This is a genomic window from Streptomyces sp. NPDC047917, from assembly GCF_043204345.1.
Classification (GTDB): Bacteria; Actinomycetota; Actinomycetes; order Streptomycetales; family Streptomycetaceae; genus Streptomyces; species Streptomyces sanglieri.
Genome location: NZ_JBIDCA010000019.1, coordinates 129452 through 140003 on the forward strand (window position 1 = coordinate 129452; position 10552 = coordinate 140003).

The following is a 10552-nucleotide window of genomic DNA, read 5'->3' on the forward strand; positions in this document are numbered from 1 at the left end:
ATGTCTGAAGCCTATGAAGAGACCGGCCCGTCCGCCTGGGTCCTGAAGCCCATCACGGAGATCCGTGGTGTCCGGCACGCTCTGACCATGACTCTGGACGGGATGGTCCAGGCCACTTCGGAGAACCTCACCAAGGACGAGGCGGACGGTATCGGTGCGATGACCGCCGCGCTGCACTCGGCCTCCCGCGCCGCCACCAACGCGGTTCTGGGGGCTCCTCCCAGCACTCCGCTGACGACCGTCACCTCGCACAACGACCGGGGTACGTACATGGTCATGCCGGTCGGTGAGGGGACCAACACCCTGATCGCGGCAGCGGGTGATCAGGACATGCCGATGGGGGTGGTCGCGGCGACGATGGCCCGTCAGGCGATGAAGCTCGGGGAGCAGATAATGTCCGTTCCCGCCCGTGTCAATGACGGGGTGTCATGAGTCGCGGCCAGGAACAGCGTCGGCTGCTGCCGGCGTATCTCGCGACGGGGACCAGCCCCGGTACCGGTCTCTCGGGCACTCTCGATTCGCTGGCCGCGCTGCGTGCCAGTGGTCTGCCCCTGGCCAGGTATCACACGGCGGTGCACCAGCGTGTGATCGAGCTGCTGACCGACGGTTCCCTCAGTGTCGTCGAACTGGCCGGCTATCTCGGTCTCCCGGTCAGCGTGACTCTGGTGCTCGCCGAACAACTTGTCAGTGATGGTCAGTTAAAAGCCACCGTTCCGCTTCCGGATGCCCTCCGTGCGTCGAATGATGGCCGACCGTCGAAAGAAGTCCTGGAAGAGGTTCTGAGTGGACTCCACGCTCTCCTTGCCGCCTAGCCCGTCTCCCGTCTACCTGCCCGAGGGTGAGCACCGGAGGATCAAGATCCTCGTTGCCGGTCCGCTCGGTATCGGCAAGACGACCGTGGTCAAGTCGCTGTCGCAGATTCCGACGCTGCACACCGACGAGGTCATGACCAACGCGGCGGTCGCCACCGATGACCTCAGTCACGATGTGCTGCGCGACAAGACCACCACGACGGTCGCCATCGACTTCGGCCGGCTGACGCTGCCGGGCGACAAGATCGTCCTTTATCTGTACGGGACTCCGGGGCAGCGCCGCTTCCTTCCGCTGTGGGAAGGCATCGCGTTCGGGGCGCTCGGCGCCCTCATCCTGGTCGACACCCGGCGGCTCAAGGATTCCTGGGAGGTGATGGAACTCATCGAGGAGCGCGGTTTGCCGTACGCCGTCGCTGTCAATGTCTTCCCCGACTCACCCAAGTACGACTTGGCGCTCATCCGTTCGAAGCTCGACCTCGCCCCGGAGACTCCACTGGTCACCTGTGACGCACGGGAGAAGAACAGCGGCCTGAACGCGCTTGCCCAACTGACCGCCCATTCCATATCCGTTGCCGGAGTCAAAGCCTCGTGACACTCATACCAGCCGAAGCGCCCGTGTCCCTGCACGGTGCCGAACACGCCGCGAACCCGCAGCGCAGTTATGACCTGCTGCGCAGGCAGGGGCCGGTCGGCGTGGCCGAGGTGGCTCCCGGTGTCGTGGTCAGCATCGTCACCGACTACCGGGCCGCACTCGATCTCCTCCAGGACGCCGATACGTGGACCAAGGACACCCGGGGCTGGCTGCCGCAGGTGCCGGAGGACAGCCCGATCCGGCCTCTGGTGGAGTGGCGGCCGAGTCTGTTCTTCGCCGACGGTGAGACGCACGCGCATCTGCGACGGGTGATCACGGACAGCTTCGGTCTGCTGGATCCGCACGATGTGCGCGCCCTGACGTTCCGCTTCGCCGACACGCTGCTCCAGGAGTTCGCCGACACCGGGACGGTCGACCTCGTCGGCCAGTACGCGCAGCAGCTGCCCCTGATGGTCTTCAACGCTCTGTTCGGTATGCCGGACGAGGAGGGCCGGCGGCTCGTGTGGGCGCTGGGGGCGATGATGGACAGCGATCCTGAGACGCAGGCGGCGGGCGGGCAGTCGTTCGGTGTCTATCTCGACACGCTCTACAGGACCAAGGCGGCGCAGCGCGGCCACGATCTGACCTCCTGGTTCATCGATCATCCCAATGGTCTGAACCAGGAGGAGGCTGTCAACCAGATCCTCATCACGCTCGGGGCCGGGAACGAGCCGCTGGGCAACCTCATCGCCAATGCGCTTGTGCGCATGCTCAGCGACGACCGCTATTTCGGTACGTTGACCACCGGAAGTCTGCCCATCCAGCACGCCATCGACGACGCGCTGTGGCACGACGCCCCGCTGGCCAACTTCAGCGTCCACTTCCCGAAGAAGGACGTGACCTTCCACGGTGTCCGCCTCCCCGCGGGCTCGCCCGTCATGGTGTCGTACGCCGCTGCCAACACCTGTCCCCATTCGGGCGTTCCGACGGACGGCTACCGCTCCGGGAACAAGGCGCACCTGGCCTTCGCCGCGGGGCCGCACGCGTGTCCGGCCCGTGACGTCGCCACGCTGGTCGCCACCGCCGCCATCGAGAGGCTGCTGACCTACCTGCCGGACATCGAACTGGCCGTTCCCGCAGGACGGCTGACCTACCGTCCCGGGGCTGTCCACCGCACGCTCACCGCGCTTCCGGCCCGGTTCACCCCGTTGGCTCCCGACGCCGACGGGGCGACCCCCTGGAGCCGCAGCCCGTCCCGCCCCGAGCGGGACACACCGTTCTCCCCGGCAGCAGGCGGTACCCCGGTGTAGAAGCCGTATCACCTGCCGTCGTTCGTCGCATCGCGGTGGTGCCGTCCGGGAACCGGGCGGCACCACCGCGCCAGCCCCCAGGGAGGAGGCGCGGGTCCGTCGGCCCCGTCCTCTGCAAGAACGGAACCGCGACGACGGTTCCCGAACGAAAGAGGTCAACCGCAGGTGACACAAGCCCTTCCCACAGCACTGCCCGATCTCGCTTCCCTACGACAGAAGGTGGGCGCGGCTCTGATCGGATTCCTGGACGCCAAGGAACGTACGGCGCCAGGAATCGAGCTGCTCCACCTGACCACCACTCTGCGCGGACTTCTGACCGGCGGTAAACGGCTGCGGTCCCTGCTGTGCCTGTACGGCTGGCAGGCCGCCGGAGCGACCGGTGACATGGCCGGTGCGGTCCGTGCCGCCGCCAGCCTCGAACTGTTCCAGGTGTTCGCCCTGGTGCACGACGATGTGATGGATGACAGCGATGTCCGCCGCGGCCGGCCGTCGGCCCACCGCGCCCTGGCCACCGCGTACACCGACGGCGGCGGCCCGGACAGCAGGGCCCGGGCACACGGTCTGGGCGCGGCCGTCCTGCTCGGAGACCTGGCCCTGGTGTGGTCCGACGAGCTCCTCTGTGCGGCGGGCCTCGGCCCGGAACGGCTGGCACAGGTGCTGCCTCTGGTGGCCGAGATGCGGAGCGAGGTCATGTACGGCCAGCTCCTGGACCTGCAGGGCACCGGCCGGCTTTCCGGCGATGTGGATACGGCCCTGCACGTCATCCGGTACAAGACGGCCAAATACACCATAGAGCGGCCTCTGCACATAGGGGCGGCGGTGGCCGGAGCGGCCCCGCCCGTACTCGATGCCTGTACCGCCTTCGGCATACCGCTTGGAGAAGCGTTTCAGCTGCGGGACGACCTGCTCGGGGTCTTCGGTGATCCCGCCAGGACGGGCAAACCCGTACTGGACGACCTGCGCGAGGGAAAGGCCACCGTCCTGATGGCGCTCGCGGTCCAGCGGGCCTCCGCGGCCGAACTGAGGACCCTGCGCGAGCTCGTCGGCCGGAGCGACCTCGACGAGGAACACGCCGCTGCGGTCCGTACGGTCCTGGAATCCACCGGCGCCCGGCAGAGCGTGGAGGAGATGATCACCGCGCGGCGGACGGCCGCCCTCGCCGCCCTGGACGACGCCCCCTTCCCGGCGAGTGCCACCGACTCTCTGCGCCGACTCGCCCTGGACGCAACGGCCAGGCAGACATGAGGCCCCGCCGTGCACCGTCTTCAGACCCCCGAGGAGGAAGCCGTCCCATGAGCATCAGCACCCCAGTCGGCACACCCTACGCCGAACGGGCCGCCGACCTGGTGGCCGGGGCCGACCAGGACCAGTGGGGAAGCGTCGGCCCTTCCCTGTACGAGACGGCCCGCGTCCTGTCGGCGGCGCCGTGGCTGCCCGGGGAGCCACGGCGGATCACGTACCTGCTGGATCAGCAGGCGCCCGACGGCAGTTGGGGGGACGGACCACCACCCTACCGGCTCCTGCCGACACTCAGCGCGGTGGAGGCCGCACTGGCGGTCCTGCAGAGGGGCGCCGCGTCCGCGGAGGTCACCGGCCGGCTCACGGCCGCGGTGGACAGGGGCCTGGGCGCGTTGCGGTCGCTGCCCCCGGCGGGCCCGTGGCCGGACACGGCCGCGGCGGAGATACTCGTGCCCGGCCTGGTCGCCGGGATCAACGAGAAGCTGGACTCTCCGGCCTCCGGCGGCGGGGACATGCCGGGTTCCGGCGGCCCCCGGCTCCCGGTGCCGGGCGGCTTTCACGGGTCGGCACCGGCCCGCGTGGCCGGGCGGTACGAGTCGGCGGGCAGCCTGCCCGTCAAGTACCACCACACGTTCGAAGGCATAGCCGGCTTCGTACCGCCCTCTCTCGTCCCCGACGCCGAAGGCCTGCTGGGCAGTTCGCCGGCCGCCACCGCGGCGCGGGCGGCACGGTCACCCGCCGCCACCGCTCGGGCCGTCGCCGACCTCTCCGCGGTGGCGGGGCGCTACGACGGTCTCTTCCCCGAGGCCGCGCCCCTGCGCGTGGTCGAACGGCTCTGGGTCGCCGCCGCGCTGGCACGCGCCCACCTGCCCGCTGCCGCTCTCGCCACTGTCCGTGAGTGGGCCGAGGACATCTACGATCCCCGGGGCGTGCGCGGTGCGCCCGGCCTCATGACCGATGCCGACGACACCGCCATGGCGGTGCTGGTCGCCTCGCTCGTCGGACTGCCCCACGGCCCGGCACCGCTGGACCTGTTCCACAACGGCAGCCACTACGACTGCTACATCGGCGAGGACACCGGTTCGGTCACCGCGAACGCCCACGCCCTCCAGGCCCTCGTGAGCCACCTGCGCCGCAGCCCGGAGGCGCAGCACACCCACGGTCCCCGGGCGGCGAAGCTGAGCGACTGGCTGGCCGACCAGCAGCACCCCGAAGGGCACTGGACCGACAAGTGGCACGCCTCCCCCTACTACGCCACCGCGCGGAGCGTCACCGCGCTCGCGCAGTACGGCGGCGAGCACGCCTCCCGGGCCGTCCACAGGGCCGCGAAGTGGACCACCGGAACTCAGCGCGCCGACGGCTCCTGGGGGGTGTGGGGCAGCACCGTCGAAGAGACCGCGTACGCCGTCAAAGTCCTGCTGGGCGCCGGCGCCCCCACGCCTCGGCACGCCCGGGCCCTGGATCTCGCTGAAACGTATCTGCACAACGCTTCGCACCCCGGCCGCCGGCACTCCGGCGGCCGCTACCCCGACCCCCGGCACCCCGCCCTGTGGCACGACAAGACCCTGTACGCGCCCGCCGCGGTGATCGACGCGGAGGTGCTCTCCGCACAGGAGCTGCTGCGGGCACGCCGCACAGCCGCATGCACAGAAGCCGACACGGAAAGGACCCACGCGTGAGTGCCGACACAGAGACGACTGCCGACATTGACGTTCCGCCGGCCGCTCCGGGGCGGCTGCCGCTCCTCGGACACGCCGTCCCCCTGCTCAGGAACCGCCTGGAGTTCGTCGAACGCCTGCGGACCTACGGGCCGGTCGTCCGTATGTCGGTCGGTCCCAAGAAGGTGACCGTGGTCAACTCCTACGAGCTGATCCACGAGATGCTCACCAGCAAGTCCAACTCCTTCTCCAAGGGGCTGCTGGGCGAGAAGCTCAAGCTCTTCGGCCGCTCGGCCCTGCCGGTCGCGGAGGGCGAGCCCCACCTGCGCCGGCGCCGCCTGCTCCAGCCCGCCTTCCACCGCGAACAGATCAGCGGGTACGTCGACACGATGCGGGAAACGGTGGCACCGTCCATCGCGCGCTGGAACGAGGGGGAAGTCCTCGACCTGAAGACCGAGATGGGGCTCATGGCCCAGGACGTGGCCATGGCGGTGCTGTGCTCCTTCCGCGCGGAACAGGAACGGGCACACGCGATCCTCGAAGCCGTCGACACGGTCTTCACCGCGGCCATCTGGCGCACCATGTTGCCCGTGTCCTCACTGGAGCGGCTACCCACCCGCAGCAACCGGCGGCTCAAGGCCGCCCGCAGCCTGCTGCGCAGCGAGGTCGCCGACATCATCGCCGAGCGCCGGGCGAATCCCGGCGTCCACAACGACCTCGTGACACTGCTCCTGGAGGCCCGGGACGAGAGCGGCGCGCCCCTGCCCGACAACGAGATCCTGTCGGAGATCATCGGGCTGCTGGCCGCCGGGTCCGAGACGACCGGGGTCATGCTGGCCTGGCTGTTCCACGAACTGGGCCGCCACCCCGAACTGGAGCGCCGACTGCACGAAGAGGTCGACTCCGTGGTCGCACAGGGCCCGATCACCGCCGAGCACGTCCCCCGGCTCGCCTTCACCCGCAGATTGGTCAGTGAGACCCTGCGCCTGCACCACGCCGGCTGGCTGGTGACCCGGCAGGCCACCAGGCCCGTGCGCCTCGGGCAGGTCAGCCTGCCGGCCGGGGAACAGGTGTTGTGGAGCCCCTACGCGCTGCACCGGGACCCGGACCTGTACCCCGACCCGCTGCGCTTCGACCCCGACCGCTGGCTGCCGGAGCGCCCCCAGCCACCGCGGGGAGCCTTCATCCCCTTCGGGTCGGGAAAACGCATGTGTATCGGCGACGCGTTCGCCTGGACGGAGGCGGTCGTCATCACGGCGTTCATCGCGTCCCGCTGGCGGCTGCGGCCCGTTCCCGGCGCCGCCGTGGAACCGGTCGGGCTGCTCACCGTGCACCCGTCGGACCCCCGTATGGTCGCCGAGACCAGGCGGGCCGTCACGGGGAAAGCCGCATGAGCCACACCCGCGGCCCGGACCCGCGCACCCTGCCGATGCCCGACCTCCGGGACACCTTCCCCGGTCCGTTCGCCATCAGCCCGTACGCCGACGCCGTCGAGGAACAGACCGCCCGCTGGCTGCGGACCTTCCCCCTGACCGGTTCCCCCGGCGAGGCGAAGGCCCTCTGCAACATCACGGCCCAAGGGGTGGCCCGTGTCCTGCCCACCGCGGACCGGGACGGTGTGATCCTCTTCGCCGGCCTCTTCGTGTGGCTCACCGCGTTCGACGACACGCACGGCGAGATCGAAGGCGGCCGCGACACCGCCCGCCTGGTCCGCCGCACCGCCCGTTGTGTCCAGCTGCTGGCCGGCCACGAGGGGCCGCCGACCGGTGACGATCCCTGCACCGCCGCCCTGCAGGACCTCCTGACCCGGTTCCGGGAACGGGCCACGCCCACGCAGTACCTTCGGCTCACCGCACACCTGCGGGACAGCCTCTTCGGCATCCTGTGGGAGGCCCACCACCTCGGCGAACCCGGCCGGATCACCCTGGACGACTACTGTGCGATGCGCCCGCACACGGTCTTCGTCCGGACCGTCATGGCGGCCGCGGAGATCATGCACGGGTACGAACTCACCGAGGACCAGCGGGCCTCACCGGCCGTACGGGAACTGGAACAGGCCGTGGCCGACCTCGCCGGGTGGATCAACGACCTGGCCTCGTACGCGAAGGAGACGGACCACGACGGCCCGGATCCTCTGAGCCTGCCGACACTGCTGGTCCGCCATCGCGGGTACAGCCTCGAAGAGGCGTTCCGCGTGGCCTCCCGCATGTGTGAGGACCAGGCCGTCGCCGCACGCCGTCGGATCACCGAACTCACCGCCGGAGGCAAGAACCCGCTCGCGGATCACGCCCACACCATGGAAACCGTCACAGCCTCTTACGTATGGCACATAGGGCACTCCCGCTACAAGCGATAACCACCGCGTCCCGGGAGGCCACCGGGACGCCGTGGCCGCTGCCTCGTCCTGGCCGGCCGGTCGGGACGAGGCGGCGGCCCGGCGGCCGGGGCGGAAGGCGACTGCGGCCCCGGCTCTATGCCCGGGGGCCGGGGCCGGGGCCGGGTGCGGGGGAAGCGAACGAGGCGTAGTGGGACTGGGTTCCCTGCGGGTGCTGCGCGACCGGGGGGTGACCGGGGCCGAACGCCGGAGCGGGAATCCGCGCGGCCGCGCCGGTGTGCCTGCTCTCGTTCAGCTGATGCGCACCGTGCACGAACATCGCCCAGACCAGGCAGGCGAACGCCGCGGTGTGCAGCAGCGCGCGAACGATGTTCCACAGGACCCATTTGTTCTCGAAGTCAGCACGGACTGAGGCCAGTTGCCCGGCATGCGCGGGGTCACCGGCGCGGGCGAGCTGGTCGTTGAGGGGCACGTTGACGCCGCTGGTGACCATGAAGGCCACCAGGTACAGGACCAGTGCGGCGATCAGCCAGGGCAGCGCGGAGCGGCCGTGGCCGCGCCAGGCCAGCACGACGGCGAGACCGAGGAGGGGAATCGCGCCCATGAACGGGAGCATGAAGACCGGGTTGAGGATGGCCTTGTTGATGCTCTGCATCGCCTCGACGAGCGTGTGGTCGGACGACTTGGCCAGACCGGGCATCACCGCATAGGCGAAGGCGGCGAACAGCCCCGCCATGAGCCCGGCGGAGAGAGTCGTGGCGATCAGCACACCGGTCTGCAGGTGTTTCATGGAACGTCCTCCTGGTTCGGCACCGCATCGAGGACGCGCCTACGGCGGCGCCCTTCCCGGCCCAACCATCGACCGCGCGGAAAACACCGGCAACAGCGCTTTCCGCAGGGCCCGTTAACCTGGCGGTTAACGCGGACGAGGAGCGGCGACGAAACCGGGGGCAACATGGAGATCAGGGACATCGAGATATTCCTGACGCTCGCTCAGGAGCTGCACTTCGGCCGGACCGCCGAACGGCTGCACGTCTCCCCGGCCCGGGTCAGCCAGGCGATCAAGAAACAGGAACGCCGTATCGGCGGAGTGCTCTTCGACCGCACCAGCCACCATGTCCGCCTCACCCCCCTCGGCCGGCAGCTCTACGACGATCTGCTCCCCGTCCACCGCGGCCTGCAGCACAGTCTGGAACGGGCCGCCCTGTCCGCGAGGGAGAAAGGCGCGGTACTGCGCCTGGGCATGACGTCCAGCAACAGTCAGGACCTGCGTCCGCTGTTCACCGCGTTCACGTCCCGCCACCCCGGCTGCACCGTGCAGATCCGCGCCGTGGGCTACAACGACCCCTTCTCCGCCCTGCGCCGCGGCACGATCGACGTCCTGCTCGCCTGGCTCCCCATCCGGGAACCGGATCTCACCGTGGGTCCGGTGGTCTGTACCGAGCCGATCGTGCTGTGCGTGTCCTCCACCCACCGGCTGGCCTCGCGTCGCTCCGTGACCTACGAAGACCTCGCCGACGAAGCCGTCCTGACAGGTGCCACGCCCGACTACTGGCGCGAGTCGCTCATACCCACGCACACACCCGGCGGACGGCCGATTCCCAGAGGGCCGTCCGCGGTCAACGGCACGCAGCTGCTCGCCATCGTCAGCAGCGGGGAAGCGGTCTCCCCCGCGCACGCACACGCACTGCGCTACTACGCCCGGCCCGACATCGCCTACATCCCCATCCACGACGCCCCGCTCAGCCGCTGGGCACTGTGCTGGCGCACCAGCGGCGAGACCGCCTCGATCCGTGACTTCGCCAAGGCCGCCGACGATCTCGGCCCGTTGTCCCTGTGACACTCCCGGCGTCGTCTGCCACGGCCCTGGCGCGTGGCACAGGAACGGGGTGTGACGCGTGAGCGGCCGTGGGCCCGGACCGGCGCGAAGTGCCTGATCGCAGGGGGCGGGCGAGTGCTATGGTCGCCCGCATGCCCGAACTGACCATACCTACGGGGCGACTTCATTCCTCCTGGCTCGCAGCGCGTGACGAGTGGACGCCGGGCGCTCACCAGGACGGGGCCGGCCTGCGCCTCGCCCCCGAAGCCGGGCTCGACGACCCCGAGCTCTTCTCGGCATGGGTCGAGAAGCTGCGGCAGCAGTCGGACAGCTCGGTCGCGCTGGGAGAGGGGCACGTCCACGCCACCCACTGGTGGATCGTCGAGGACGACACCTATCTGGGAGCCATCGATCTGCGGCACCGCCTGAACGCCTTTCTGCTCGACGCCGGCGGACACATCGGCTACAGCATCCGGCCCTCCGCCCGCAGGCGCGGCCTGGCGACCTGGGCCCTGGGCGCGGTTCTGCCCGAGGCGCGTGCGATGGGGCTGGGGCGGGTTCTCGTCACCTGCGACGACGACAATGCCGGCTCCGCCCGCAGCATCGAGCGCAACGGCGGCGTCCTGGAGGACGTCCGCCCGACCAAGGCCGGCATCAAGCGCCGCTACTGGATCAGTCTGTAGGCGGCAGGGGCGCGGCCGTGCCGTTCACAGCCGCTCGTAGTGCGGCGGCGACCGGCAGGGCTGCCGCTCAGCGGGACGCGGGCCGGCCGTGCCTGGCGGCCGGGCCCACGGAGACAGGCATATAA

General features: G+C 70.1%; 11 protein-coding genes. 10 read left to right on the forward strand and 1 reads right to left on the reverse strand.

What is annotated here, in order from left to right; genetic code table 11:
• The 8 genes from ACGF8B_RS37305 (at window position 1) to ACGF8B_RS37340 (ending at window position 7946) form a co-directional block, all read left to right on the forward strand.
• The gene (locus ACGF8B_RS37305) at window positions 1–432 is read left to right on the forward strand and encodes a roadblock/LC7 domain-containing protein (protein WP_392746879.1); all 432 of its coding nucleotides are present in this window, start codon (window positions 1–3) and stop codon (window positions 430–432) included.
• A complete protein-coding gene (locus tag ACGF8B_RS37310) occupies window positions 429–812 on the forward strand; it encodes a DUF742 domain-containing protein (protein WP_124723166.1) in 384 nt (127 codons plus the stop codon). The genes ACGF8B_RS37305 and ACGF8B_RS37310 overlap by 4 nt, the downstream gene beginning before the upstream one ends.
• Window positions 784–1404: an ATP/GTP-binding protein gene (locus ACGF8B_RS37315; RefSeq protein WP_371097248.1), complete on the forward strand. Its 621-nt coding sequence runs from the start codon at window positions 784–786 to the stop codon at window positions 1402–1404. Before ACGF8B_RS37310 ends, ACGF8B_RS37315 begins: the two co-directional genes overlap by 29 nt.
• On the forward strand, window positions 1401–2693 hold the full coding sequence (locus ACGF8B_RS37320) for a cytochrome P450 (RefSeq protein ID WP_392746882.1): 1293 nt from the start codon (window positions 1401–1403) through the stop codon (window positions 2691–2693). Before ACGF8B_RS37315 ends, ACGF8B_RS37320 begins: the two co-directional genes overlap by 4 nt.
• A 165-nt stretch (window positions 2694–2858) precedes the next feature.
• Window positions 2859–3938, forward strand: coding sequence for a polyprenyl synthetase family protein (locus ACGF8B_RS37325; protein ID WP_392746883.1), 1080 nt, complete (start codon window positions 2859–2861; stop codon window positions 3936–3938).
• A 47-nt stretch (window positions 3939–3985) separates the two neighbouring features.
• Entirely contained in the window at window positions 3986–5611 is a 1626-nt protein-coding gene (locus ACGF8B_RS37330; RefSeq protein ID WP_392746885.1) for a prenyltransferase/squalene oxidase repeat-containing protein, read from the forward strand.
• On the forward strand, window positions 5608–6984 hold the full coding sequence (locus ACGF8B_RS37335; protein WP_392746887.1) for a cytochrome P450: 1377 nt from the start codon (window positions 5608–5610) through the stop codon (window positions 6982–6984). Before ACGF8B_RS37330 ends, ACGF8B_RS37335 begins: the two co-directional genes overlap by 4 nt.
• A complete protein-coding gene (locus tag ACGF8B_RS37340; RefSeq protein WP_392746889.1) occupies window positions 6981–7946 on the forward strand; it encodes a terpene synthase family protein in 966 nt (321 codons plus the stop codon). The genes ACGF8B_RS37335 and ACGF8B_RS37340 overlap by 4 nt, the downstream gene beginning before the upstream one ends.
• Window positions 7947–8061: 115 nt before the next feature.
• Here ACGF8B_RS37340 and ACGF8B_RS37345 read toward each other — a convergent pair whose 3' ends face one another.
• Window positions 8062–8715, reverse strand: coding sequence for a DUF1772 domain-containing protein (locus tag ACGF8B_RS37345; RefSeq protein ID WP_392746890.1), 654 nt, complete (start codon window positions 8713–8715; stop codon window positions 8062–8064).
• Between the two features lie 165 nt (window positions 8716–8880).
• On the opposite strand from ACGF8B_RS37345, the gene ACGF8B_RS37350 reads away from it, so the two are divergent.
• Together ACGF8B_RS37350 and ACGF8B_RS37355 are read left to right on the forward strand one after the other, a co-directional pair.
• On the forward strand, window positions 8881–9765 hold the full coding sequence (locus ACGF8B_RS37350) for a LysR substrate-binding domain-containing protein (protein WP_392746892.1): 885 nt from the start codon (window positions 8881–8883) through the stop codon (window positions 9763–9765).
• Between the two features lie 131 nt (window positions 9766–9896).
• Window positions 9897–10427: a GNAT family N-acetyltransferase gene (locus tag ACGF8B_RS37355; protein WP_392746894.1), complete on the forward strand. Its 531-nt coding sequence runs from the start codon at window positions 9897–9899 to the stop codon at window positions 10425–10427.
• Window positions 10428–10552 lie beyond the last annotated feature (125 nt).